The following is a 25,454-nucleotide window of genomic DNA, read 5'->3' as shown; positions in this document are numbered from 1 at the left end:
TACATAGTCCTCTTATAGAGCCACCGTGCAGCGGTGCGTGGCCCCCGCCGTACCGGGGGTGATCCGCAGCCGGAGCGAGCGGCCCACGGCGAGGACCTCCACCGAGGGGTCGTGGGCGGTCACCCGGCGCACCGGCTGGTCCCAGACGAGCTCCAGCGGGGCTCCGGTCCGGGGCGGCTCGCTGATGCTCAGGTCGAGGACCGAGCGGCGGCGCCGGACGAGCACGCTCGCCGGGGCCGTGACCGTCAGGCGCCCCACCGTACCGGCCCGCCAGAGGTTCGCGGCCATGAGCCCGAGGGACGGGACCGAGACGGCCTGCCGGTCGGCGCTGTTGTCGAGGATCCCCAGCCAGTCCGGCTCGGCGGCGCGGGCGGCCAGGGTGCGCGCGGAGGCGCCGGGCATCAGCAGGTACGCGTACGAGGCGGCGACCGGGTCCGTGCCGTGGTCGAACCAGAGGGTCTGATAGGTGCGGGTGCGGCGCTCGGTGGAGCTGGTGGTGTTGATGTCGCTCCACGCGCCGGTCCGGTCCTCGCGCAGGGTGCGGAGGCCTGCCGTGCCCTGCGGGAAGACCCAGCCGCCGTGGCCTTCGAGGTGCGCCCAGCGCTCGCGGACGGTGAGCGCCTGCGTACCGCCCTCCCCCAGGTTGCGGTTGTCGACCACCGTCTCGACGGGCACGCCGTCGGCGGCGGTGATCCCCGCACCGAGGCAGATGACGGCGTCGGCCACGCAGAACCAGGACTTACGGGCCTCCAGGGTCGAGCCGAGCCCCTTGAGGTGCTGTCCGACAGCGGCGAACTCGCCGTCCGTGGCCCCGCCGACCCAGCGCACGGCCGGCTTGGGCGCGCCCCACTCGCCACCCGCGCGGTCGGCGAGCCGCTTGGTGGAGACGGTGGTGCCGGGGAGGCGGTACGGGTCGACGGTCGGCCAGAACCAGTCGGTGAACTGGCCGCCCTGGCCGGGGGTCCACCAGGAGGCCATCCCGGCTCCGGTGTGCCAGCCGCGCGGGTTCTCGCCGTTTCCGCACTCGTAGTACGAGATCCGGTCCGAGGCCATGGCGATGTTGACGGCCCAGCCGGGGCGGCGGTGGACGGCCCGGTCCATGGCGGCGAAGAGCCGGTGTCCGGTGGGTTCGGGGGCGGCGGGCACGGGGGCGGCGGCGACGGCGTGCAGCCGGGCGAGGTCGGCGACGCCGAACTGGCGGGCGGTGAGGATCGGGGCGACGGTGTCCCGCTCGATCCACCCCTTCACGCGCGCGTGCCAGCGCTCGCGCTCGGCGGGGCTCGCGCCGGCCGCGAGGAGGGCGATGGCGGCGATGACGCCCTGTCCGTGGAAGTGGTCGGAGCGCATGATCTGCCGCTCGTCGTTCTTCAGGTAACCCCGGCTGATGGCGCGGCCGTTGACGCTGTCCATCATCAGGCCGTCGTGGATCAGGGGCGCGTAGGCGTGCTCGACGCTGTCCAGGACGATCTGCCGGTTCGGGTCGGTGACGGCCCAGGTGGAGCCGGCCAGCAGGCCGAAGAGGCGGCCGAGGCCGTCGAGCATGACCTGCCCGTACGTGCCCGAGTAGGCGACCCAGGTGTGCTGGACGAAGGAGCCGTCGGCGTAGAGGCCGTCGCCCTTGGTGACGTACGGGAAGACGGGCGAGAGCGCGTCGCGGGCGAGGGCGACCTTGGCCGGGTTGGCGCCGAGGACGCCGCGCAGGGCGACGGAGCGGCATAGGTCGACGCGGTTGGCGCCGGTGGAGGTGCCGGTGTAGTCCCTGAGTACGGAGTCGGGGACGAAGTGGTCGACGGCGGCGCAGGCGGCCGCGATCCGCTCCGGGCCGAGGTGCGGACGGAGCGCGGCGACGATGTCCATGAGGAGGCGGGGGCTGCCGATCTGCCACTCCCACCAGTTGCCGTAGCGGGTGGTCGTGGGGTTGTAGACGCGGGCGGAGAGGTGGTCGAGGCCGCGCAGGACGTCGGCCAGGAGCGTCGCGTCGCCGGTGAGGCCGGTGCCGGGCTGGACGTACGCCTGGGTCATCGTCCACAGGCGGCTGTAGCTCTGGGTGATGCCGGCCGGCGGGTCGAAGGCGTAGCCGGGCCAGAGGCTGGTGTCGGTGGGGGCCATCGAGGCGCGGAAGGCGCGGGCGAGGTCTCCGGTCTCGGCGAGGCGGGAGGCGTACGGCTCGGCACCGGCGTCGAAGCCGGTGCCGAGCTGGAGGTCGAGCCAGCGCAGCCGCAGCGCCTCGAACTCCCCCTCCGCCGCGTGGGCGAGAGGAGGGAGCCCGAGGGCTGCGGCGGTGGCGGTGGCCGTGGCTGTGGCCGTGATCAGGAAGGTGCGGCGGGACCAGGCAGGAAGGGGCACGGGAGCCTCCCGGGGGAAGTGGTGGAGACCGGTTTCCGCACGGTGTAGCACCCGTTTTCCGACGCAATCAATGAGCACGGCACGCCTTGGTGCAAGCGCTTTCTGCCATCAACTCCCACAGCGGAACCGGGCGTTCCCCCAGTCCGCGTGATCGTTTCCGTTGCCGTCGCCGCCGTCCGCCACCACCAGCTCGACGTAGGAGGCCCCGGTGACGTCGGCGGTGAGCGACCAGGCCGGGTCCGTCGCCTTGAGGACCGGGGAGGCGACCTTCTCCGTCCCGTCGGCGAGGACGCTGAACCGGACGGTGCCGCGCGTGGTCTGGACGTCGTCCACGCCGACCTCGGCGGTGAAGGAGGTGCACCTGCCGCCCAGGTAATAGCGGACCTTGGCCGGGGCGTGGGTGCCCAGACCCTTGGCGTACGTCACTCCCCCGACCCTGAGCGGGCTGCCGTCGCCGGTGCCCGTCTCGCCGTTGGAGCCGTCGCGCTCGACCGGCCCCCAGCCGTTGGTGGCGGAGGTCCAGTCCAGGTCGCTCGCCCAGCTGTCGGTGGTGGGCGGCGGGGGCAGCGTGCGGGCCGTGGTGGCGGCGGTCAGCTTCCGGGCCGCTCCCCCGACGGTGTACGTGAGTGTCGAGCGGAGGGCGTACGGCTGGTAGGTGGCGTCCACCGGGGGCGTCACCTTCCAGGTGGCGGTGGCCTTGCCTCCCGCCTCGACCGTCCCGAGCGTCACCGGGGCGGCCGGTTCGGCGGTCCAGCCCTCGGGGAGTTCCAGGGCGGCCGTGGCCCCGGCGACGGCGGCTGCCTCGTCGTTGGTGAAGGTGGCCGTGACCTGGTTCGGGCGGCCGGGCTCCAGGGTCTCGGGGGCGGCGAGCGCGAGCGTGCCACAGGCGGCCTTCTCGGGGGCCGGGCCGAGGTCGGTGACCGTGAAGCCGTCGAGGACGAAGTCGGCGCCGTCGGGGGCGTCTCCGCGCTTGCGCAGTCCGGTCCAGGTGTCGCCGCAGCCGGCCGTCACGGTCTCGGAGAACTGCCCGGTCGCCCGCTGCTGTCCGATCGGGGTCCGGCGGGTCTCGACGGAGGTCCCGTTCGTACGGTCGTAGCCGGTGACCCATTCATAGGCGCCCGCGTGGCTCGACTGGTAGTCGTACTCCACCCGGTAGTTGCGGCCGTCCTTCATGGGGACGGTCCAGGGCGCGGTCCGGTAGACCAGGCCACTGTTCTCGTCGTGGGACTTCAGCGACTCGGCGCCACCGATGACGTCGTCGATCAGTTTCCCGTTCCAGCCGGACTGGGTGTACGGGGCGTTCAGCTGGGCGATGTGGGTGCGCGGATCGGTCGTACCGCCGGCGTCGCCCTTGAGGAAGGGGCCCCAGCCCTGGTCGACGGCCTCGAAGTCCTCGTACGCGAGCGCTCCCGCCTTGGTCGCCGGGTTGTTGGCGACGATCCGGACGTCGTCGATCCGGACGCGCGCCGCCGAGCCGCCCGCGGCCTCGGCCTTGAGGGTGGTCGCGCCGTCGGCGGGCGCGGTGAAGGTGACCTTGGCGCGCTGGAGGTGCGTGCCGTTCCAGTCGGAGGCGGCGACCCGGTCCTCTACGGCCGAACGCTCCACGGTGACGGACTTCCCGCCGGCGGAGAGCGTGGTCGGGCGGGTCTTGCCGGGCTCGACCTCGATCAGGGCGGAGGCGGTGTAGCGCGTGCCGGGGGTGAGGCCGGTGATCCGCTGGCGTACGGATGCGGTGGCGGAGCCGGTGAGTTCGGCGCTGTTGCGGCCCTGGTCGTCGGTGTCACGGTTGACCGTGCCGGTCTTCGACCAGGCCCGGAGCCCCGCGTCGTTGAAGCCCGGGTCCGCGACCGGGGTGCCCTGGCCCCAGCGCGGGTCGCGGGGCTCGGGGGTGCGGTCGGGGTAGAGGACGTACGGCTGTCCGGCGACGGCGTCGAGCGTGATGGTGCCGTTCACGGCCCGGACGGTCCCCGTCTTGACGCGGCCGTTGTCGGTGAGCTTGTGGACGGTGTACGAGCCGGCGCCGGCGGGCACGGCCCAACTCGTCTTCCCGCCCGCCTTGTTGTAGTGGTAGAGCTTCTTCCCACCGTCCCAGGGCAGCAGGTAGTTCTCGCCGTCGAGGACCTTGCGGCCGTTCTCGTAGAACGTGCGCTTCCCGTTCTCGACGGTGCCACGGACGCCGCCGGTGAAGGTGAGGTCGTTGCCGCTCCAGCGGGTGATCTGCTGCTGCTGGAGGTACTTGGCGGGCAGGTTCTTCTGCCAGACGTTGGCGTAGAAGCGGTTCCAGTCGGTCTCGCCGGTCCAGCCCTCGAAGTCCTGAAGGGCCGTCTGGCCGAGAACCGGGTGGTTGTTCCAGACGTCCTTCTCGCCGTTGCGGATGAAGCGGATGATCTGGGAGTTGAGGCCCTTGTTGGTGGCGCCGCCGTAGTTCAGGTCGTTGGCCCAGTGAGACCAGAGCGAGGCGCGCTCGAACTTCTCGGACCACTCGGTGGCGACGTTCCAGCCCTGCGCCTGGACGGCCTGCATCGTCTTGTCGGCGATCCAGCCGTGCGTGTAGTACACGTCGATGTAGAGCATCGAGAGGTTCGGGTCGGTCTCGTCGCGGAGCTGCTGGAAGCGACGGGCGAGGTCGCCGCTGTTGATGTCCCGGCGCTGGTCGATGTAGTAGCTCTGGTTGAGCCAGTTCCAGCCCGGCTTGGTCTTGTCGACGAGGGTCTCGCTGAAGTTCTTCGCCTCGGGGTACGACTCGGTGGCGTTGACGTGGACGCCGAAGCCCGCGCCCCACTTCTTCCCCTCCTTCAGGAGGGTGTTGAGGTCGGCGAGGCCGCCGGCGCGCTTGTTGTAGTTGCCGCCGTAGTCGGGGTGGGCGGAGTCGTGGCCCTCGGAGCCGTACCCCTTGAGCAGGGCGAACTGACCGAGTCCGTCGGTGGCCAGCGAGATCCGCTTGACGTCGTCGAGGGTGCGCAGGAAGGGGTGGGTGGCGTTGGACGCGAAGTTGAAGGGGATGTGGGCGATCACCCGGTCCGGGGTCTCGTCGCCGCCCGGGGCTTTGATCCCGATCGTGGGGAAGGCGAGGGCGGCGTCCTGCCAGTCCGTCGTCCCGTCGGCGTTGGCGTCGGGGGTGACGACGACCTTGGCCCAGGGCAGGTTCGCGCCGCTCTCGGGGGCGGGGGCGCCCGCGCCCCGGTAGGTCCACTGGCCGGACCAGACGCCGACGCGGGTCTCGGCGCCGTTCTTACGGGCCTGGTGCCAGAAGCGGGCGCCGTCCCGGGCGCTCGGTCCCGTGGGCTTGTCGTACGAGGAGTTGGACTCGACGGCGGCGGCGAGGGAACCGGTGTTGACCAGGGCGTAGCTCGCGCCGGTGGGGGCGGCCTCGGCAGGGGTGGCGTCGGTGATGTCGGCGAAGACGTCGGCGGTCCGGGTGGAGTCGGGGTCGAGCCGGGTGAAGGCGGTCTCGGCGCCGCCGTCCGTGGATCCGACGGAGACCAGGTCGTGGCCGGGTATGTCGATCGTGCCGACCCGGAAGGCCTCGGCGTCGCGGACGGCGGTCACCTGGAAGGTGGTGGCCCGGCCGCTGACGCTCAGGCGCGCGTCGATCTCGACCCCGGGCAGGTCGGGGAAGGCCAGGGTGTACGCGGCGGAGGTGGCGGTCAGGACGGGTGCGCCGGTGACGCGGACGGCGTGGGCGGTGCCGTTGAGGACGACCTCGGTGACCGGGGCCGTACTGCCGAGGAGGCGGGCGCCGGTGGCGCGGTCCGTGTAGGAGAGGACGCGCGGGAAGTCCTCGGCGACAGCGACGGAGAGCCGGTCGGAGTGGATGAGGGCGGTGGCGGCCGCGGCCGGTGTCTCCTCGGCGAGGGCCGGTCCCGCCGGTCCTGAGAGGGCGAACACGGCGGATGACGCGACGGCCAGCGCGCAGGCCGTACGGATTCTCCGCTTCGGGAGGGGCTTCGGGAGAGGCATGGGGACTAGTTGGCCCGGGTGGCAGGGCACCGTCAACGAGATCGCGGCAGGGCGGCCCCGGCAGTCCAAGAACCCCTTCGGTTAGTCCAAGCGAGTGGACGTCGGACCGATCTGTTGAATGTTGAACGGAATAGGGTTACGGTGGTTGTCGTTGAATGTTCAACGAACTGGAAACCCCTCGGAACCCCCTCCGAACCCCCTCCCCAAGGAGCACGTCATGGGCATCTTCGGCCGCAAGAACAACGACACCGACACCGCCGTCGCCACCCTCCCCGTCGACCCGGCGCTGGCCGCGCTGACCGGCGAGTACGCGATCGACCCGGCCCACAGCAGCATCGGCTTCACCGTCCGTCACGCGATGGTCACCAACGTGCGCGGCAGCTTCGCCGAGCACGAGGGCAGCCTGAAGCTGGACGGCGAGAACCCGCACGCCTCCGCCGCCTCGATCGACGTCAAGATCGCCTCCATCGACACCGGTATCGCCGACCGCGACGGCCACCTCCGCAGCGGCGACTTCTTCGACGCCGAGCAGTTCCCGCTGATGACCTTCCGCTCCACCGAGGCGGCGCAGCTGGGCGGCGACAAGTACCGCATCACCGGCGACCTCACGATCAAGGACGTGACGAAGCCGCTCTCCATCGACCTGGAGTTCAACGGCACGGCCACGGACCCGTACGGCAACGAGCGCGTCGGCTTCGAGGGCTCGGCCGAGATCCTCCGCTCCGACTGGGGCCTGACCTGGAACGCGGCGCTGGAGACCGGCGGCGTGATGGTCAGCGACAAGGTGAAGCTGAACTTCGACATCTCCGCGATCAAGAACGCCGCCTGATCCTGAGGCCTGCCCCACACGAGCGCGCCCGCCCCTCCGTCCATGACGGAGGGCGGGCGCTCGGCGTTGTCCTGGCGCATCACGCGGCGGTACGGACGAGAGGGCGGCCGCTCTCCTCCTGAGCGCTCGTCGCGAAGAGCAGCCCCGCCGTGAGCAGCACGAAGGCTCCGGTGGCGGCGTGGATGCCGAGCGCGGCGGCGTATCCGCCCCCGTGAGCGAGGACGGCGCCCGCGTCCCCGAAGGGGACGATCGCGAGAAGGAGCATCACCCAGGCCAGGGCCCGGCGCTTCCCGAGCGCGAGCAGGGTCAGGACGATGGCGCCGTTGGCGAGGTCCCGTACGGCCTTGACGGCGAAGTAGCCGGCGGCATCACCCTCGGGCCAGGAGGGGATGCCGAAGCCGGACGCCGCCCACTCGGGGGCGAAGAGGAAGTTGATGCCGAACCAGAGGCAGGCGAGGCCGAGGACGACGGACAGGGCGGTGGTGACGCGGTACAGGTTCACGGGTCCCCCAAGGACATTGATCTAGCGCCGCTAGGACTGATAGCAACGCTAGACCTACCACCGCTCTCTTGTCTAGCGGTGCTAGCGTTCTGGGTATGTCCGCACAGCAACAGCGCCGAGAGCGCGAACGAGCCGCCCGCCACAGCCTGATCGTGGAAGCCGCCCGGGAGATCGCCGAGACCGAGGGCTGGGCAGCGGTGACGACCCGTCGGCTCTCCGAGAAGGTCGCGTACAGCCAGCCCGTGCTCTACAGCCACTTCAAGGGCAAGGAGGGCATCGTCGCCGCCGTCGCGACGGAGGGCTTCGTGGAACTGACGGCGGCCCTGCGCGCCGCCCGCACCGGCGCGGCCGATCCCGTCGCCGCGCTCAAGGCCTTCGCCGAGGCGTATCTCGGCTTCGCGCGGGCCCATCCCGCCCTGTACGAGGCGATGTTCGTGCACCGCACCACGCTGGAGTTCGCCACCGACGACTCCCCCGAGATCCTGAAGACCGCGTTCGCCGAGTTCCTGGCCACCGTCGCGCCCTTGGCGGGCGCGCGCGACACCGACACCCTCGCGGAACTCGTCTGGAGCACGCTGCACGGCCTCGCCTCCCTCGACGGAACCGACCGGCTCCGTCCCGACCTCGCCGACGGACGCCTGGAACTGCTGGTCAACGGCGTTGTCAGTGGGGGCCGCTAGCGTCGGTGGCATGGAATTCCGTATCGACAGCAGCGACTTGACCGACGCCGTGGCCTGGGCCGCCCGGGTCCTCCCCGCCCGCTCTCCCGTGCCCGTGCTCGGCGGTCTGCTCCTGGAGGCGAGAGACGGCCGGCTGCGGGTCTCGGGCCTCGACTACGAGGCGTCGGCGCGTATCGAGGTCGAGGCGGAGACGGTACGGGAGGGCAAGGCGCTGGTCCTCGGGCGGCGGCTGCTCGACATCTGCAAGGTGCTGCCCAGGGGGCCGGTGGAGGGCGCGATCGAGGGGGCTCGGCTCTCGGTGACGGGCGGGGACGCCCGCTTCGGACTCTCGCTGCTGCCGCTGGACGACTATCCGGCGCAGCCGGGGCTGCCGGCGTTCCGGGGCGTGGTGGACGCGGAGGCGTTCGCGGCGGCGGTCGGGCAGGTGGCGGTGGCGGCCGGCCGGGACGACTCGCTGCCGGTCCTGACGGGGATACGACTCGCCCTGGACGGTACGAAGATGACGCTCGCCGCGACCGACCGCTACCGGTACGCGGTCCGGGCGCTGGAGTGGAAGCCGGAAGGCGGGGACGAGGCGGCTGTCGCGGACGACGGCGGGGCCGACGTGGTCGTTCCTGCTCGGCGGCTGGTCGAGATCGCCCGCTCGCTGACCTCGGCGGGGCCGGTCCGGCTCGCCCTGGACGGCGGCTCGATCGGCTTCGAGAGCGACGGCACACGGACGACGACCCGGCTGCTCGACGGCCGGCTCCCCCGCCACGACAAGCTGTTCTCCCTCGGCGAGCACGCCGTCGCCGTGACCGAGCGGGCCCCGCTGGTCGAGGCCGTGAAGCGGGTCGCGGTGGTCGCGGAGGGCGACAGCCCGGTCCAGCTCGCCTTCACCGGCGACGCGGTGCATCTGCAGGCCGGGTACGAGGACGACGTGGCGTCCCAGCGGCTTCCGGCCTCCCTGGACGGGGCGGAGGCGATGACGGTCGCGTTCAACCCGGGGTATCTGCTGGACGCGCTCGGCTCCTTCGGCACGGACACGGTCCGCTTCCAGCTGCTCGGGCCGGGGCAGCGGGCGCTGATCACGGACCGGGCCGACGGGGTCCACCAGCATCTGCTGATGTCGGTGAAGCCGCTGGTGTAGCGAGAATGCCTGGGCGGCTAGAAGCCGCCACCGCCGAAGTCCCCGCCGCCTCCGAAGTCGCCGAAGCCGCCGCCACCGCCGCCACCGAAGTCCCCGCCGCCGAAGTCACTGGAGCTGTAGTCGGCTCCGGAGAAGTCGCCGCCCTGGAACTCGCCGCCGCCGTACTCCCCGGCGTAGGCCGGGGTGGCGAGCATCGAGCCGAGCATGGTGCCGACCAGGAGGCCGGGGAGCAGGCCGCCGCCGAAGTAGCCGCCGGCCCAGGGGCCGTACGCCGGTCCCGCCTCCCAGTACGGGCGGCGGCCGGTGTCGGTCTCGACGGTACGGGCCAGCGGGTCGAGCCCGTCGTCGAGGCGGGCCGCGTCGGCGGCGCACACCGGGACCTCGCGGGCGGCGCCGCCCGCCGGCGTCCAGGTCCGGTCTTCCAGGGACGGGCCGTGGCGCGGGTCGAAGAAGCAGGGCGGACGGCGGTCGGGCAGTGGCCGGGACTCGCGGCGGGCCGCGAGCACGGCGAGCGAGTAGCGGCCGTCCTCCAGGGCCTGGGTCACGCCCCGGACGTCGTGCGGGTGCGTGGCCGAGCCCATCAGGGACTTCGCCTTGTCGTACGAGTCCAGGGAGCGCTCGTAGTCGCCGCGCATCGCGTCGTCGGCGCCGGGCTCGCCGGGATGGAAGTCGAGGCGTTCGAGCTCCTCGCCGAAGGCGGTGATGTCCTCGTCCACGACGACCCGCAGCTTGTCGAGGGCCGCGCGCTCCTCGGCCTCCTTGCGGAGCCGGTTGCGGCGGACGATCGCGTACGCGCCCGCGCCGCCGGCGGCGACGACCGCGCCGAGGGTGATCAGGCCGCCCACCGGGACACCGTCGTCGGCTCCGACCGAACCCCAGGAGGCGGGAGCGTTCCCGCGCAGGGTCGGCAGGGCCTGGTCCACGAAGTTGTTCAGCTCGGTGGCCGTGTCGACCCCGGGCTGGCGTACGGCGGTGACCAGGTTGTCCACCGCGTCCGCGGACATCACCGTACGGTCGGCGGCGGCGTCGAAGCCGTCACCGAGCCGGACCGCGTACAGCCCCGTCACCCCGGTCTCGGTGCGCAGGTTGCGCAGCAGGTTCTCGGGCGGATACTCGCTGGTCGCGGGCAGCACGGCGATGAAGAGCGGCTTGTCCGCGTCCTTGATCTTCTGGGCGAGGGCATCCGCCTCGGCCGTCGAGAGCTGGTCGCGTGCGCCCGGATCGACGTACACCGGCCCCTGCTTCAGGGCCGCGCCGGCGTCCGGAATCCCGGTGATCCCGGCCCCCGCGGAGGGGGCCAGGACCAGGAGCAGCAGCAGTGCCAGCCCCGCGAGGGCCGACAGAAGGTGGAACGGCCTGGTCCTCATGCCTTGAAACTACCCGAAAGCAGGCAAACAAGACCATAGCGGTCGGACTATCTCCGCACGGCCCGCTGCGCGGACTTCAGCTCCTCGATCGCGCCTGTCCGGTCGCCCCGCACGAGCCGCCGCTCGGCCTCGGCGAACGGTTTCGCCACGGCGGAGGTCATGGCGCGGGCGCCGCCGCTCTGGATCTTCTCCTGGAGGGTCTTGCGGAGCCAGGGGAAGTCGCCGGGCCGACCCACGTCACCGGTGGTCAGGCCCCAGCCGTACGGGAACTGCGGATCGTAGGCGGCGTCGCCCGCATTGATGGGCACCTGCGCGGCGCTCCTCGGCCAGGTCAGCGGAAGCCGCCCGGTGAAGGGCCGCTTGCCGTAGAGGACGTCGGCCACGCCGGCGCCCTCGGTGCCGGGGAGCCAGGAGGCCACCAGCGCGTCCATCCCCGCCAGCCGGTCGCCGACCAGCTGGGGACGCCCGGAGACGATCAGGACCACGCACCTCATCGCGGAGCACACCGCGTCCACGGCCTTGCCGTCGGCCTCGGAGAGCTCCAGGTCGTGGCCGTTCACACCGACGTCGCCCATGCCTTCCGCGTACGGGGTCTCTCCGACGACCACCACACCCACGTCGTGTCCGGCGAAGGGGGCGGAGGCGTCCGTGGAGTACGTGACGCGGCTGCCCGCGGCGGCTGCCCGGATGCCCTCCAGGATGGTGGTCCCGGGGATGGTCCGGCCCGAGGTGCCCTGCCAGGTCACGGTCCATCCGCCGGTCTGGTGGCCGAGGTCGTCGGCGTTGGACCCGGCGACGTACACCCGCTGTCCGGCGCGCAGCGGCAGCACGCCGGAGGTGTTCTTCAGCAGCACCTGGGACTTGGCGACGGCCTCGCGGGCGACGGCGCGGTGCTCGGCGGAGCCGATCGCGGCGGCGTGGGTGGTGTCGGCGTACGGGCGCTCGAAGAGGCCGAGGCGGAACTTCTGCTCCAGGATCCGGCGGACGGCGTCGTCGACCCGGGACGCGGGAATCCGCCCGGCGCGGACCTCGTCGGCGATGGTCCGCACCGAGTCCTTGTAGGTGAGCGGAGCCATGTTCATGTCGATGCCGGCGTTGATCGCGTCCCGCACGTTGGCGACGGCGTCGCCGGGCATCTGCTCCACGGCCTCCCAGTCGCTGACGACGATCCCGGGGAAGCCCAGCTCGCGCTTGAGCAGCCCGTCGAGCATCTCCGGGTGGCTGTGCATCTTCACGGCGCCCTTGCGGTCCCCGTCGAGTTCGAGGGAGGAGAACGAAGGCATGACCGAGCCCGCGCCGAGCTCCAGGGCCGCCCGGAACGGGGGCAGGTGGACGTTGTCCAGCTCGTAGCGGCCGATCCGGGCGACGCCCTGGTCGATCGTGTAGGGGGCCCGGCCCGAGCCGTAGGCGGTGCCGCCGTCGCCGATGAAGTGCTTGGCGGTGGCGAGGACCTTGTCGTCGCGGTCCAGGTCGCTGCCGTCCGGGGCGCCCTGGAGCCCGCGGACGACGGTGGCCATGGCGGCGACCAGCTCCGGGTCCTCTCCGAACGACTCGTACGTCCGGCCCCAGCGCTCGTCGCGGACGACGCAGAGGCAGGGCGCGAAGTTCCAGCTGACTCCGGTGGCACGGACCTCACGGGCGGTGAGGGCGGCGAGCCGTTCGGCGAGCGCGGGGTCGCGGGTGGCGCCGATGCCGATGTTGTGCGGCAGGACGGTGGTCCCCTGGGCGAACGCGTGGCCGTGGACGGCGTCCGTCGCGATCAGCAGCGGGATCTGGAGCCGGGTGGCGCGGGCGCGGGCCTGGTGCGCGTCGGACGTCCGGCGCCACTCCTCGGGAGTGCGGGCGACGGGGACGGCCTCGCCCTCGTGGACGAACGACCCGAGGGCGAGGGTGGTGATGTCCTCGGGCGAGCCGAGGGAGTTGGACCCGGCCTGGGTCATCTGGCCGGCCTTCTCGGCGAGGGTCATCCGGCCGAGGAGGTCGGCGGCCCGCTCGCGCACCGAGCGGGTGGCGTCGAGGTAGGGCAGGCCGTGGGCGTCGACGACGACCCTGGGGGGCTCGGCGGGGCCCTGGGCGCCCTGGACGGTGAGGCGCAGCGGGATGGTCTCGGCCGCTTCCGCCGTGCGGTCGCGGGTGGTGGCGACCGGGATCGTACGGGTGGCGCCGGGGGCGGTGCCACGGGGGAAGGTGAGACGGCCGGTGACGGCCGGGTAGTCGCTCCCGGGCCGGGCGGTTCCGCCGCCGACCGTGTACGCGACCGTCACGGGCCCGGCGAGGGCCCGGGCCGACTGAAGGGTGACGCGGACCCGGGCCGTGGCGCCTTCGGCGACGGTGGTGACCGGCGCGACGGCGACCACGACCGGAGCCGAACCGCCCGGAGCCGAGTCCGCGGGAACCGGGCCCGCCGCAGCGGAGCCGGCCGGATCCAGAGCCTCCGGAGCCGAAGCCGCCGGAACCGAGGCGCCCGACGCCGAGCCGCGCGGAGCCACGGCGCCCGGAGCCGAGCCGCCCGGAGCCGAGCCGTCCGACGCCGGGTCGGCCGGACCCGAGGCCGCCGTGAGGCATCCGGTCAGCACGGCGGCGGCCACCAGGGCCGCCGCCGTTCTCGTACGGGTACTGCAGAACGTCCTAGCCATGCCGCTCATGCTGCGGCGCGCCGCCACGGATCCGGCGGCACGACGCGCTCACTCCGCGGGGTCGACCCCCACCCGCAGCAGTCCGTACGTGAACGCGTCCTCCAGCGCCTGCCAGGACGCGGCGATCACGTTCTCCCCGACGCCGACCGTCGACCACTCGGCGTTGCCGTCACTGGTGGTGATCAGGACGCGGGTCGTGGACTCGGTGCCGTGGCGGCCCTCCAGGATGCGGACCTTGTAGTCGACCAGCTCGAACTTGGCGAGCTGCGGGTAGATCCGCTCCAGCGCCACCCGCATGGCGCGGTCCAGCGCGTTGACCGGACCGTTGCCCTCGGCGGTGGCGACGATCCGCTCGCCCTTGGCCCAGAGCTTCACGGTCGCCTCGTTGGCGTGGATGCCGTCGGGCCGGTCCTCGACGATCGCCCGCCAGGACTCCGTACGGAAGTAGCGGCGCGGGCGGCCCTCGACCTCCTCGCGGAGCAGCAGCTCGAAGGAGGCGTCGGCGGCCTCGTACGTGTAGCCCTGGAGTTCGCGCTCCTTGACCCGCGCGACGACCCGGGCGACCAGCGCCCGGTCGCCGCCGAGGTCGACGCCGAGCTCCTTGCCCTTCAGCTCGATGGAGGCACGGCCGGCCATGTCGGAGACCAGCATCCGCATGGTGTTGCCGACCAGCTCGGGGTCGATGTGCTGGTAGAGGTCCGGGTCGACCTTGATCGCGGAGGCGTGCAGTCCGGCCTTGTGGGCGAAGGCCGAGACACCGACGTACGGCTGGTGGGTGGAGGGCGTGAGGTTGACGACCTCGGCGATGGCGTGCGAGATCCGGGTCATCTCGGCCAGCGCGCCCGCGGGCAGCACCTTCTTGCCGTACTTGAGCTCCAGGGCCGCGACCACCGGGAAGAGGTTGGCGTTGCCGACCCGCTCGCCGTAGCCGTTGGCGGTGCACTGGACGTGCGTGGCGCCCGCGTCGACGGCGGCGAGGGTGTTGGCGACGGCGCAGCCGGTGTCGTCCTGGGCGTGGATGCCGAGGCGGGCGCCGGTGTCGGCGAGCACGGTGGCGACGACGGCCTGGACCTGGGCGGGGAGCATGCCGCCGTTGGTGTCGCAGAGGATCACGACGTCGGCGCCGGCCTCGGAGGCGGCGCGGACGACGTCCTTGGCGTACTGCGGGTTGGCCTTGTAGCCGTCGAAGAAGTGCTCGCAGTCGACGAAGACGCGGCGGCCCTGGGAGCGGAGGTACGCGACGGTGTCGCGCACCATCGCCAGGTTCTCGTCCAGGGTGGTTCGCAGGGCGAGCTCGACGTGCCGGTCGTGCGACTTGGCGACCAGGGTGATCACGGGGGCGCCGGAGTCGAGGAGCGCCTTGACCTGCGGGTCGTCGGCGGCACTGGCACCGGCCCGGCGGGTCGCGCCGAACGCGACGAGCTGCGCGTTCTTGAACGTGATCTCCTGCTGCGCGCGGGCGAAGAACTCCGTGTCGCGCGGATTGGCCCCGGGCCAGCCGCCCTCGATGAAGCCCACGCCGAAGTCGTCGAGGTGCCGCGCGATGGTCAGCTTGTCCGCGACGGTGAGGTTGATGCCTTCACGCTGCGCTCCGTCGCGCAGGGTCGTGTCGAAGACATGGAAGCTGTCGTCGACCTGGCTGTCGTCGAGGCGCGAGCTCTCGTCGGTCTCCATGGTCATGGCTGTGATGGCTCCTGTCGGATGTGGCTCCGGAAGGTCTGGATCCACTTGCCCCCATTCTCACGCGCCGGCCGTTTCCGGCGGTGGTGGGGCCGGAAAACGAAAAAACCCCTCGCGGGTGCGAGAGGTCTGCGCGCGGGTCTGAGGCACGGTGTCCACTGCCGCGGGGGTGAGGTCGCGGTTCAGTGGCCACTGCGGACCGGCGCGCTGCTGACGATAATCATCGTGGTAGCAAGCACGCGGGCAGTCTGCCACATCTGTACGGGTGGCGGGATCGCGGTCTCAGGATGCGGGCGGTGACCTGCTCGCCCTACGGTCGCAGCAGCAGGGTCTCCGCCACGAACTCCCCTACGTGTGCGAGGACTTGATCGCGACTCGTGCCGGGAATGCCGACCGCGACATGGACGCTGAAGCCGTCGAGCAGGGCGCGCATCCGGGTGGCGTAGCGGTCGGGGTCGACGGGGCGGAACTCGCCGCGCGAGACGCCCTCGGCGATCAGGGCGACCAGATCCCGGTGCCAGGCCCCCTCGATGGCGGCCTGCCGGGCGCGCGCGTCGTCGTCGGCGTTCTGCGACCGGTTCCAGACCTCCAGCCAGAGGGTCCAGTGGGGGTCGCGGGGGCCGTCCGGCACATAGACGTCGACGTACCCGTCGAGCCGCTCGCGGACGGTCCCCGGCCGCGAGAGCAGGGCGCTGCGCTCGGCGCCGAGCCGGCCCTCGCTCCACTCCAGGGTCTGCAGGAGCAGCTCGTCCTTGGTGCGGAAGTAATAGAGCAGGTGGCCGCTGCTCATCCCGACCTCGCGCCCGAGCCCGGCCATGGTCAGCCCGTCGAGCCCGCGCTCGGCGATGGTGTCCATGGCGGCGGCGAGCAGCTCCTCGCGGGGAGGTGCGGCATTGTTGCGGCGCCGGGGGGAGGCGGAGGGGTTTGGGCTGATGCTGCTCACTCGTACGTTCTACCCGATCGGCTCGGCGTCAGTGTCGCGGACCCATTCCTCCATGCGCCCCCGGCATGGCCGCAGGCTGTCACACAGCCTGCGGCCTGCGCGAAGAGGTTTCAGACCTTCGGCTGCTGCTGCGTGATGCAGTGGATGCCGCCGCCGCCCGCGAAGATCGCGCGGGCGTCCACCAGCGTCACGATCCGCTCCGGGAAGAGCCGGCGGAAGATGCCGGCCGCGATCTCGTCGTTCGGGTCGTCGAAGCCGCACAGCACCACTCCGCCGTTGCAGAGGTAGTGGTTGATGTACGAGTAGTCGACCCAGTCGCCCTCCTCGTCCTTCAGGACGGTGGGGGCCGGGATCTCCACGACCTCCAGCCGGCGGCCCTTGGCGTCCGTCGAGCGGCTGAGGATGTCGACGTACATCCGCGAGCGCTCGTAGTCCGGGTGGGCCGGGTCCTGCTGGCTGTGGACGACCACGACGCCGGGCCTGGCGAAGGCGGCGACGATGTCGACGTGGCCCTGGGTGCCGTAGAGGCCGTAGTCGCCGGTCAGACCGTGCGGGAGCCAGATCGCCTTCGTCGTGCCGAGCTTGGCGTGGATCTCCGCCTCGACCTCGGCGCGGCTCCACTCGGGGTTACGGCCCGAGCCGAGCTGGACGGTGTCGGTCAGCAGGACCGTTCCCTCACCGTCGACGTGGATCGCGCCGCCCTCGTTGACCAGCGGGCTGCTCAGCACGGGCACGTCGGCGAGGTCGGCGACATGGCAGGCGATCTTGGAGTCGTGCTCCCAGCGGGCCCAGTCCTGCCCGCCCCAGCCGTTGAACACCCAGTCCACGGCGGCCAGTTCGGTGCCGTTGCTGACGAAGGTCGGGCCGATGTCGCGCATCCAGGCGTCGTCCAGCTCGCGCTCGACCAGGTCGATCGCGTCGCCGAGCAGGGCCCGCGCGGAGTCCAGCTGGCCGGGGCCGACCACGACGGTGACCGGCTCGAAGCGGCGTACGGCGCGGGCGACGGAGGCCCACGCGGTGCGGGCCTCGGCCAGCTCCTCGTCGTTGGTGAAGGTCGGGTTGGGGCCGGGCCAGGCCATCCACGTGCGCTCGTGCGGGGCCCACTCGGGCGGCATACGGAAGGTCGTCATGAGAAGGGTCCTCAGAGGAAGTAGAGACGGTTCAGGGAGATGGAGTCGGCCGGTTCGGAGCGGATCGGGTCGCCGTCGAGGGAGACCAGTCCGGTGCGGCCGTCGACCTGTACGTCTCCGGTACGGGAGTTCAGGAGCAGGTCGCCGGGGCCGATGCCCCGGGTCCCGCGGACGGCGACCCGGCGACGGCGGGTCGGCATCAGGTCCGAGCCGAGGTCGACGGCGGCCTGGGCGACGAAGGCGACCGACAGGTCGGCCGGGGTCGCCCCGTGGGCTCCGAACAGCGGTCCGAGGACGAGCGGTTCGCAGGTGTCGGTGGCGGCGTTCGGATCGCCCACGACCCCCCACGCGGGGAAGCCGGACTTCAGCACCATCTGGGGCTTGGCGCCGAAGTACTGGGGCCGCCAGAGCACGATGTCGGCCATCTTGCCGACCTCGATCGAGCCGATCTCGTGCGCGAGGCCGTGGGCGATCGCCGGGTTGATGGTCAGCTTGGCCATGTAGCGCAACACGCGCGCGTTGTCGTCGTGCGCGCCGTCGCCCTCCATCGGGCCCAGCTCGGCCTTCATCTTCCCGGCCATGGCGAAGGTCCGGCGTACGGTCTCGCCGGCCCTCCCCATCCCCTGCGCGTCGGAGGAGGTGATCCCGATCGCGCCGAGGTCGTGCAGGACGTCCTCCGCCCCCATCGTCCCGGCCCGGATCCGGTCCCGCGCCATCGCGGCATCACCGGGCAGGTCGGTCTTCAGGTCGTGGACGGAGACGATCATCCCGTAGTGCTCCGCCACCGCGTCGCGGCCGAACGGCAGCGTGGGGTTGGTGGAGGAACCGATGACGTTCGGCACGCCCGCCATCTTCAACACGTTCGGCACGTGCCCGCCGCCACACCCCTCGATGTGGAAGGCATGGATCGTACGGCCGTCCAGGACACGGAGGGTGTCCTCGACGGAGAGACACTCGTTCAGACCGTCACTGTGCAGGGCGACCTGGACGTCATGCTCCTCCGCCACCCGCAACGCGGTGTCCAACGCCCGGGTGTGCGCCCCCATGTCCTCGTGCACCTTGAAACCGGACGCGCCACCCTCGGCCAGCGCCTCCACCAGCGGGGCGCCGTCCGAGGACGAACCACGGGCCAAGAAGCCGATGTTGACCGGCCAGGCGTCGAAGGCGTTGAAGGCGTGCTTGAGGGCCCATGGCGAGTTGACGCCAACCCCCCAGACAGGACCGAACTCCTGTCCGATGATGGTGGTGACACCAGAGGCGAGGGAGGCCTCCATGATGCGCGGGGACAGCAGGTGGACATGGGTGTCCACAGCACCGGCGGTGGCGATGAGCCCCTCGCCGGAGACGATCGACGTGCCGGTGCCGACGACGACGTCGACACCGTCGAGGGTGTCCGGGTTGCCCGCGCGCCCGATGGCGTGGATCCGGCCCTCGCGAATACCGATGGACACCTTGCGGATGCCCTGGACGGCGTCGATGACGAGGACGTTGCTGATCACCACGTCACAGGTCTCGCGGACGGCCGCGGCCTTGAGGTGAAGACCGTCGCGCGCGGTCTTGCCGAAGCCGGCCAGGAACTCGTCGCCGGGCTTCTGGGAGTCGGACTCGACCCGGACGACGAGCCCGGAGTCGCCCAGGACGACCCGGTCGCCCGCGCGGGGTCCGTGCACCGATGCGTACTCGTACGGGTCCATCACTCGCCCTCCTTCGTGAGCTGTACTCCCAGGTAGCCGCAGGCCGCGGCGCGCCGCAGGGCCTCTTCCTTCGCGCCGGGGGCGTCCAGCGGGCCGTCGACCAGGCCCGCGAAGCCGATGGCGATCCGCTCGCCGCCGATCGGTACGAGACCGACTTCCGCCTCGCCGTCCGGGTCGAAGCGGAAGGAGGACCCGGCGGGGACGGCGAGGCGCATGCCGTAGGCGGCGGCGCGGTCGAAGTCCAGGCGCGGGTTGGCCTCGAAGAAGTGGAAGTGGGAGGTGACGCTGACCGGGACGGTCGCCGTGTTGTGGACCTTGAGGATCAGCGCGGGCGGCTGCTCGGCCTCGGTCGGGCCCGGCAGCAGCGCACCCGGGGCGGCGTCGCCCAGGGAAGGACCGCCGATCGGGTCGGAGACGACCGCGAGCCGCGAGCCGTCGTCGAAAACGGCCTCGACATGCACTTCGGTGACGACATCGGCCACACCCGGCAGCACGTCGTCCGGACCGAGCACGGACCGGGCCGCGTCGATCGCCTCGGCGAGCCGTCGGCCGTCGCGGGCCGCCTCGCAGACGGTGTCCGCGATGAGGGCGGTCGCCTCCGGCACATTGAGCCGAAGGCCCCGGGCCCGGCGGGCCCTGGCGAGCTCGGCGGCGCCGAAGAGCAGCAGCCGGTCACGTTCCGTGGGGGTCAGTCGCACGTCCACACACCTCCTGTTTGAGCGCCACTCTAAACGTTCGATCCGTCGTAGCCAAGCATTGACGAACGCGGCGGTAGTGCGTCACATTGAGCGCCACTCTAAAACCTGTCCGCCCGCTTGCCCCGCAGGAGCACCTATGCCGATCGAACAGCGCGGAGTCGACACCATCCCTGAAGCGGAACGCACCAGTGGCCCGCGTGACCTTCTCTCGATCCTCCTCGGCTCGAACCTCTGCCTCGGAGTGATCGTCTTCGGCTGGCTGCCGGTCTCCTTCGGCCTCGGCCTATGGGCGTCGGTGACCGCCGTGGTCGCCGGCACGCTCGTCGGCGTCGCCGTGACCGCCCCGCTCGCCCTCGTCTCGCTGCGTACCGCGACGAACCTCTCGACCTCCAGCGGCGCCTTCTTCGGCGTGCGCGGCCGGCTCGTCGGCTCGGTGGTGGGCCTGCTGCTCTCCCTCGGCTACACGGCCCTGACGCTGTGGATCGGCGGGGACGTGGTGGTCGGCACGCTCGCCCGGCTGACCGGCCTGCCCTCCGGGGACACCACACACGCGGTGGTCTACGCGGTCCTGGCCGCCTGCACGGTGGTCGGCGCGGTGTACGGGTACGGGCTGCTGCTGCGGCTCAGCAAGGCGCTCGCGATCGGCATGACCCTGCTGCTCGGCGTCGGCCTGGTCGCGTACGCGGGCGACCTCACCGTCGCCCCTGTGGCCGACACTCCGTACCTGCTCGGCTCGTTCTGGCCGACCTGGGTGCTGGCGGCCGTCGCGGCCGGGCTCAGCGGTCCGGTCGCGTTCATCACGCTGCTCGGCGACTACACCCGCTACATATCCCCCGCGCGGTACAGCTCCAAGACCGTCTGGAAGACCACCTGTATCGGCCTGGTCGCCGGTCTGCTGATTCCTCAGCTCTTCGGTACGTACACGGCGTTGGCCGCGCGCGGCGCGCTGGACTACGCGGGCCCGCTCGTCGCGGCCTCCCCCGTCTGGTACCTCGTCCCGCTGCTGCTCGCGGCGACCGCCGGCACGGTCGGCAACGCGGGCCTGATGCTGTACTCGATGGGCCTCGACCTGGACGCGATCCTGCCCCGGGCGACCCGGGCGCGGGCGACGCTGGTGGTGGCGGCGGTGGCGACGGCCTTCGTGTTCCTCGGCCACTTCGCCTCGGACGCGCAGTCGGCGATGACGTCGTTCGTGCTGCTGCTGACGGCGATCGGAACGCCGTGGGCGGTGATCACGCTGATCGGGCACGCGCGCTGCGGCGGTGTCTACGACCCGGAGGCGCTCCAGGTCTACAACCGCCGGGCGCGGGGCGGGGCGTACTGGTTCACGGCGGGCTGGCACGCGCGGGCGACGGCGTGCTGGGCGCTGGGCGCGGGCGTGGGCCTGGCGTCGGTGTCGACGCCGTTGTACGAGGGGCCGCTGCTGGCCCTGACGGGCGGGATCGACTGCAGCTTCGTGCTGTCGGGTGTGGTGGGCGGCGCGCTGTACGCGGTCCTGACGCCGGGCGTGGCTGCGGTGCGGGAGCGTGAGGCGGAGCCGGAGGCCGTCGCTTCCTGAGCGCGGCTACCCCCTGGGTGTGACACACACCCAGGGGGTAGTGGTTCGACTAGCCCAGCTCGTGCGTCCAGCCGTGGACGTCTTCCGACTTGCCCGTCTGGATGGCGAGGAGGGCGTCGCGGAGCTTCATCGTGACCTCGCCGGGCTTTCCGCCCGACTGCTGCCACTCGCCGCGCGCCGACTTCACCGTGCCGACCGGCGTGATGACGGCGGCCGTGCCGCAGGCGAAGACCTCGGTGAGGGTGCCGTTCTCGGTGTCGGCCTGCCACTGGTCGATGGAGACCCGGCCCTCCTCCGAGGTGTAGCCGAGGTCCTTGGCCAACTGGAGGAGCGAGTCACGGGTGATGCCCGCGAGCAGGGAGCCCGTCAGCGTCGGGGTGACGATCCTCGGCTTCTCGTTGGACTCGGCCCCGTACACGAAGTACAGGTTCATCCCGCCGAGCTCCTCGACCCACTTGTGCTCCACGGCGTCGAGGTACGCGACCTGGTCGCAGCCCTTCGAGGCCGCTTCGGCCTGGGCCAGCAGGGAGGCCGCGTAGTTGCCGCCGGTCTTCGCGTCGCCCACGCCGCCCGGGACGGCGCGGACGCGGTCCTCGGAGAGCCAGATCGAGACCGGCTTCACGCCACCGGGGAAGTACGGACCGGCCGGCGAGGCGATGACGACGAAGAGGTACTCGTTCGCCGGGCGCACCCCGAGGCCGACCTCGGTCGCGATCATGAACGGGCGCAGGTAGAGCGACTCCTCGCCGCCGTGCGCCGGGACCCACGCCTTGTCCTGCTGCACGAGGACGTCGCACGCCTCGATGAACGTCTCGACGGGCAGCTCCGGCATGGCGAGCCGGCGCGCGGAGGCCTGGAAGCGCCGGGCGTTGGCGTCCGGGCGGAAGGTCGCGACGGTGCCGTCGGGACGGCGGTACGCCTTCAGGCCCTCGAAGATCTCCTGGGCGTAGTGCAGGACGTTCGTGGCCGGGTCGAGCGAGAGCGGACCGTACGGCACGAGCTGGCCGTCGTGCCAGCCTCGGCCCTCGGTCCAGCGGATGGTCACCATGTGGTCGGTGAAGTGGCGGCCGAATCCGGGGTTGGCCAGGATCGCCTCGCGCTCCGCGTCGGACAGCGGGCTGGAGGAGGGCTTGAGCTCGATCGTGGGCGTCGTCATGAGTGCTAGTCCTTCACCGGTTGTGTGTGACGGACCGCGCTCACGCCGCTATCAGTGCTCTGCTAGGACGTCCGAGCTTTCCCGCATGCCGCGGCCCCACGTTCGATTATCGCCCGGGGAGAGCTGTGCGCGAAAACGGTGTGAAGCGGTCCAGGGTTGATGGTGGCACCCCGCGACCGCATAGGTACAGCCGCCGGGTGCTTGGGGAGCGACCCGGCGGCTGTGGATGGCGCGTGTGGCGTCAGCGGCGGGTCAGCTCGCTACTCGTACCGCGAGCGCGTCGCCGATCTCGTCCGTCGTGCGGACGGAGTCGCCGCGCTCGGTCAGGTCGGCGGTGACGGCGGCCTCGATGCGGCCGGCCTCGGTCTCGTGGCCGAGGTGGCGCAGCAGGAGGGCGACGGAGAGCACGGTGGCCGTCGGGTCGGCCTTGCCCTGGCCCGCGATGTCCGGCGCGGAGCCGTGGACGGGCTCGAACATGGACGGGAACTCGCCGCTCGGGTTGATGTTGCCGGAGGCGGCGACGCCGATGCCGCCGGAGACGGCGGCGGCCAGGTCGGTGATGATGTCGCCGAAGAGGTTGTCGGTGACGATCACGTCGAACCGCTCGGGCTGCGTGACGAGGAAGATCGTCGCCGCGTCCACGTGCAGGTAGTCGGTGGTGACCTCGGGGAACTCCTCGGCCACCTTGTTGAAGATGTTGGTCCAGAGGTGACCCGCGTACGCCAGGACGTTGTTCTTGTGGACCAGCGTCAGCTTCTTGCGCGGGCGGGCCTGGGCGCGGGCGAAGGCGTCGCGGACGACGCGCTCGACACCGAAGGCCGTGTTGACGGAGACCTCGGTGGCGACCTCGTGCGGGGTGCCGGTGCGGATCGAGCCGCCGTTGCCGGTGTACGGGCCCTCGGTGCCCTCGCGGACCACGACGAAGTCGATCTCGGGCTGACCCTTGAGCGGGGTAGAGACGCCCGGGAGCAGCTTCGAGGGACGCAGGTTGACGTGGTGGTCGAAGAGGAAGCGGAGCTTCAGCAGGAAGCCGCGCTCCAGCACACCGCTCGGGACCGACGGGTCGCCGATCGCGCCGAGCAGGATGGCGTCGTGCTGCTTGAGGGCCGCGACGTCGGCGTCGGTGAGGGTCTCACCGGTGGCGTGGTAGCGCTTGGCGCCGAAGTCGTACTCCTTCGTCTCCAGCTTCACATCCTGCGGAAGCGCGGCAGCGAGGACCTTGAGGCCCTGGGCCACGACCTCCTGGCCGATACCGTCGCCGGGAATGACTGCGAGATTGATGCTGTGAGACATGTCGGCACCCTACTCCTCGTCCCATGGTCTGACACTCGTTGTCCACGATACGGACGGTCGCGCGTCGCGTGACACGGTCCCGATTTCTTCGCGATTCGTTCACCTCCCCCAGGGGGCCGGAGGCGTAAGTTACTGGCAAGTTGGCGCGCATGACTGAGGACACCCCACGCTTCGGGATTCCCGACGCCCTCGCTCGCCGCATGTCGATGCCGGAGCAACACGAGTACCTGCGCACGAAGTTGACGCGCCGTCGAATACTGGCCGGTTCGGTCGCGACCGCCGCCGCAGCCGGTACGGGCGTACTCGCCGGCGGCCCCGCCGCAGCCGCGGGCGCGTCGGCCGGCTCGGCCACGAAGACCTCCCCCACCCTGGTCACGGCCGCCGCCACCACGGCCGTCGACGGACGTTTCGTCGCCCCGTTCGGCCGTCACCTCTCCTTCGGCGCGGACCCGAAGACGCAGATGCGGATCTCCTGGCAGGTGCCGTTCGCCGTCGGCCGCCCGTACCTCCGGGTGGGGCTGCACCCCTGGGAGCTCGGGACGAAGATCGCGGCCGAGGTGCGCCCGCTGCACACGCCCTCCCTCTCCAAGAAGCTTCCGGCGGTCGACCAGGTCTATCTGCACGCGGCGCTCGACGGTCTGCGGCCCGGCACGACGTACTACTACGGCGTCGGCCACGACGGCTTCGACCCGGCCTCGCCCGAGCGGATGTCCACCGTCGGCTCGTTCCGTACGGCTCCCGCCCGCCCCGAGTCCTTCGTCTTCACGGCCTTCGGCGACCAGGGTGTCAGCTACCACGCGCTCGCCAACGACCAGCTGATCCTGGGCCAGAACCCGGCGTTCCACCTTCACGCGGGTGACATCTGCTACGCGGACTCCACGGGTATGGGCAAGGAGTCGGACACGTACGACGCGCGCGTCTGGGACACCTTCCTCGCCCAGACCGAGAGCGTGGCGGCGAGCGTGCCGTGGATGGTGACGACCGGCAACCACGACATGGAGGCCTGGTACTCGCCGAACGGCTACGGCGGCCAGTCGGCCCGCTGGTCGCTGCCTTCGAGCGGCCCGGACCCGGAGCTGGCGCCCGGGGTCTACTCGTTCACGTACGGCAGTGTGGGTGTCGTCGCGCTCGACGCCAACGACGTCTCGTACGAGATCCCGGCCAACAAGGGGTACACGGAGGGCCGGCAGACGGCCTGGCTCGACCGCCGGCTCGGCGAGCTGCGCGCCCGGACGGAGATCGACTTCGTGGTGGTCTTCTTCCACCACTGCGCGTACTCGACCGCCACCCACGCCTCCGACGGCGGAGTGCGCGACGCCTGGGTGCCGCTCTTCGCCAAGCACCAGGTGGACCTGGTGATCAACGGGCACAACCACGTCTACGAGCGCACCGACGCGATCCTGAACGGCGAGGTGGGCAGGCCGGTGCCGATCGGCGCGACGACCGACCCGACGCGCGACGGGATCGTGTACGTGACGGTCGGCGGCGCGGGCAAGGACCTGTACGGCTTCGGGCTCGGCGTCCAGGACAGCTACGAGGGGCACGTCCACGACGAGGGGACGATCGTCACGTTCCACTGGACGAAGCTGCGGCTGCCGGACCCGGACACGGTGGAGTGGTCGCGGGTCCGCCACACCGGCTTCTCGTTCCTGGCGGTCGAGGCCGTCGCGGGCGGGTCCCCGGTCCTGAAGGTCTCCGCGCTCGCCGAGAGCGGCGAGCGCGTCGACCACTTCGAGGTGCGGCGCTCGGCCTAGGTGTATTGCCCCGGGAGGTTGTGGACGGGTGAGGGAGGTCTCGGCTGAGGCGTCTTGAACGGGTGAGGGCCTTCCGGGTTCGGTGTGGATTGCGACATC

17 protein-coding genes are annotated in these 25,454 nt (G+C 71.7%); 5 read left to right on the top strand and 12 right to left on the bottom strand.

Going from position 1 to position 25,454, the window contains the following annotated elements; translation table 11 throughout:
- Positions 1–12 precede the first annotated feature (12 nt).
- Both Q5762_RS31120 and Q5762_RS31115 read right to left on the bottom strand, forming a co-directional pair.
- The gene (locus Q5762_RS31120; protein ID WP_315895624.1) at positions 13–2,346 is read right to left on the bottom strand and encodes a polysaccharide lyase 8 family protein; all 2,334 of its coding nucleotides are present in this window, start codon (positions 2,344–2,346) and stop codon (positions 13–15) included.
- Positions 2,347–2,454: 108 nt separating this feature from the next.
- Positions 2,455–6,306: an endo-alpha-N-acetylgalactosaminidase family protein gene (locus tag Q5762_RS31115; protein WP_315895623.1), complete on the bottom strand. Its 3,852-nt coding sequence runs from the start codon at positions 6,304–6,306 to the stop codon at positions 2,455–2,457.
- Positions 6,307–6,523: 217 nt separating this feature from the next.
- Between Q5762_RS31115 and Q5762_RS31110 the strand changes: the two genes are divergently transcribed.
- Positions 6,524–7,135 (top strand): YceI family protein, encoded by a 612-nt coding sequence (locus Q5762_RS31110; protein WP_315895622.1) that lies wholly within the window; start codon positions 6,524–6,526, stop codon positions 7,133–7,135.
- A 79-nt stretch (positions 7,136–7,214) separates the two neighbouring features.
- Here the strand turns inward: Q5762_RS31110 and Q5762_RS31105 are convergent, their stop codons facing one another.
- Complete coding sequence (locus Q5762_RS31105) at positions 7,215–7,637, bottom strand: DUF4267 domain-containing protein (RefSeq protein WP_315895621.1); 423 nt, start codon at positions 7,635–7,637, stop codon at positions 7,215–7,217.
- Between the two features lie 95 nt (positions 7,638–7,732).
- On the opposite strand from Q5762_RS31105, the gene Q5762_RS31100 reads away from it, so the two are divergent.
- Entirely contained in the window at positions 7,733–8,317 is a 585-nt protein-coding gene (locus Q5762_RS31100) for a TetR/AcrR family transcriptional regulator (RefSeq protein ID WP_315895620.1), read from the top strand.
- A 10-nt stretch (positions 8,318–8,327) separates the two neighbouring features.
- Complete coding sequence (gene dnaN / locus Q5762_RS31095) at positions 8,328–9,446, top strand: DNA polymerase III subunit beta (RefSeq protein ID WP_315895619.1); 1,119 nt, start codon at positions 8,328–8,330, stop codon at positions 9,444–9,446.
- Between the two features lie 17 nt (positions 9,447–9,463).
- Here dnaN and Q5762_RS31090 read toward each other — a convergent pair whose 3' ends face one another.
- The 7 genes from Q5762_RS31090 to ureA form a co-directional block, all read right to left on the bottom strand.
- Positions 9,464–10,813, bottom strand: coding sequence for a hypothetical protein (locus Q5762_RS31090; protein WP_315895618.1), 1,350 nt, complete (start codon positions 10,811–10,813; stop codon positions 9,464–9,466).
- Between the two features lie 47 nt (positions 10,814–10,860).
- Positions 10,861–13,449 (bottom strand): glycoside hydrolase family 3 N-terminal domain-containing protein, encoded by a 2,589-nt coding sequence (locus Q5762_RS31085; protein ID WP_315895617.1) that lies wholly within the window; start codon positions 13,447–13,449, stop codon positions 10,861–10,863.
- Between the two features lie 48 nt (positions 13,450–13,497).
- Positions 13,498–15,129, bottom strand: a complete 1,632-nt coding sequence (gene cimA, locus Q5762_RS31080; RefSeq protein WP_315895616.1) for a citramalate synthase — start codon at positions 15,127–15,129, stop codon at positions 13,498–13,500.
- A gap of 310 nt (positions 15,130–15,439) precedes the next feature.
- On the bottom strand, positions 15,440–16,000 hold the full coding sequence (locus Q5762_RS31075; RefSeq protein ID WP_315895652.1) for a TetR/AcrR family transcriptional regulator: 561 nt from the start codon (positions 15,998–16,000) through the stop codon (positions 15,440–15,442).
- 182 nt (positions 16,001–16,182) lie between these two features.
- A complete protein-coding gene (locus tag Q5762_RS31070; protein ID WP_315895615.1) occupies positions 16,183–17,202 on the bottom strand; it encodes an agmatine deiminase family protein in 1,020 nt (339 codons plus the stop codon).
- Between the two features lie 11 nt (positions 17,203–17,213).
- Complete coding sequence (locus tag Q5762_RS31065) at positions 17,214–18,896, bottom strand: urease subunit alpha (protein WP_315895614.1); 1,683 nt, start codon at positions 18,894–18,896, stop codon at positions 17,214–17,216.
- On the bottom strand, positions 18,896–19,594 hold the full coding sequence (ureA, locus tag Q5762_RS31060) for an urease subunit gamma (protein ID WP_315895613.1): 699 nt from the start codon (positions 19,592–19,594) through the stop codon (positions 18,896–18,898). The genes Q5762_RS31065 and ureA overlap by 1 nt, the downstream gene beginning before the upstream one ends.
- A 136-nt stretch (positions 19,595–19,730) precedes the next feature.
- On the opposite strand from ureA, the gene Q5762_RS31055 reads away from it, so the two are divergent.
- Positions 19,731–21,152, top strand: a complete 1,422-nt coding sequence (locus Q5762_RS31055; protein WP_315895612.1) for a cytosine permease — start codon at positions 19,731–19,733, stop codon at positions 21,150–21,152.
- 49 nt (positions 21,153–21,201) lie between these two features.
- Here Q5762_RS31055 and Q5762_RS31050 read toward each other — a convergent pair whose 3' ends face one another.
- Together Q5762_RS31050 and Q5762_RS31045 are read right to left on the bottom strand one after the other, a co-directional pair.
- Positions 21,202–22,308: a branched-chain amino acid aminotransferase gene (locus tag Q5762_RS31050; RefSeq protein ID WP_315895611.1), complete on the bottom strand. Its 1,107-nt coding sequence runs from the start codon at positions 22,306–22,308 to the stop codon at positions 21,202–21,204.
- A 252-nt stretch (positions 22,309–22,560) separates the two neighbouring features.
- Positions 22,561–23,601 (bottom strand): 3-isopropylmalate dehydrogenase, encoded by a 1,041-nt coding sequence (locus Q5762_RS31045; protein WP_315895610.1) that lies wholly within the window; start codon positions 23,599–23,601, stop codon positions 22,561–22,563.
- 149 nt (positions 23,602–23,750) lie between these two features.
- Between Q5762_RS31045 and Q5762_RS31040 the strand changes: the two genes are divergently transcribed.
- On the top strand, positions 23,751–25,355 hold the full coding sequence (locus Q5762_RS31040; RefSeq protein WP_315895609.1) for a metallophosphoesterase family protein: 1,605 nt from the start codon (positions 23,751–23,753) through the stop codon (positions 25,353–25,355).
- Positions 25,356–25,454: the final 99 nt, after the last annotated feature.

It is taken from the genome of Streptomyces sp. P9(2023), assembly GCF_032436795.1.
In the GTDB taxonomy this organism is placed as follows: Bacteria; Actinomycetota; Actinomycetes; order Streptomycetales; family Streptomycetaceae; genus Streptomyces.
This window is presented reverse-complemented; position numbering and strand designations above follow the sequence as displayed.

Excerpts from the sequence above, each read along its gene's own strand:
- Q5762_RS31115 (WP_315895623.1), bottom strand. The coding sequence starts at position 6,306 with ATGCCTCTCCCGAAGCCCCTCCCGAAGCGGAGAATCCGTACGGCCTGC.
- Q5762_RS31110 (WP_315895622.1), top strand. The coding sequence starts at position 6,524 with ATGGGCATCTTCGGCCGCAAGAACAACGACACCGACACCGCCGTCGCC.
- Q5762_RS31100 (WP_315895620.1), top strand. The coding sequence starts at position 7,733 with ATGTCCGCACAGCAACAGCGCCGAGAGCGCGAACGAGCCGCCCGCCAC.
- dnaN (WP_315895619.1), top strand. The coding sequence starts at position 8,328 with ATGGAATTCCGTATCGACAGCAGCGACTTGACCGACGCCGTGGCCTGG.
- Q5762_RS31090 (WP_315895618.1), bottom strand. The coding sequence starts at position 10,813 with ATGAGGACCAGGCCGTTCCACCTTCTGTCGGCCCTCGCGGGGCTGGCA.
- Q5762_RS31085 (WP_315895617.1), bottom strand. The coding sequence starts at position 13,449 with ATGGCTAGGACGTTCTGCAGTACCCGTACGAGAACGGCGGCGGCCCTG.
- cimA (WP_315895616.1), bottom strand. The coding sequence starts at position 15,129 with ATGACCATGGAGACCGACGAGAGCTCGCGCCTCGACGACAGCCAGGTC.
- Q5762_RS31070 (WP_315895615.1), bottom strand. The coding sequence starts at position 17,202 with ATGACGACCTTCCGTATGCCGCCCGAGTGGGCCCCGCACGAGCGCACG.
- Q5762_RS31065 (WP_315895614.1), bottom strand. The coding sequence starts at position 18,896 with ATGGACCCGTACGAGTACGCATCGGTGCACGGACCCCGCGCGGGCGAC.
- Q5762_RS31055 (WP_315895612.1), top strand. The coding sequence starts at position 19,731 with ATGCCGATCGAACAGCGCGGAGTCGACACCATCCCTGAAGCGGAACGC.
- Q5762_RS31050 (WP_315895611.1), bottom strand. The coding sequence starts at position 22,308 with ATGACGACGCCCACGATCGAGCTCAAGCCCTCCTCCAGCCCGCTGTCC.
- Q5762_RS31045 (WP_315895610.1), bottom strand. The coding sequence starts at position 23,601 with ATGTCTCACAGCATCAATCTCGCAGTCATTCCCGGCGACGGTATCGGC.
- Q5762_RS31040 (WP_315895609.1), top strand. The coding sequence starts at position 23,751 with ATGACTGAGGACACCCCACGCTTCGGGATTCCCGACGCCCTCGCTCGC.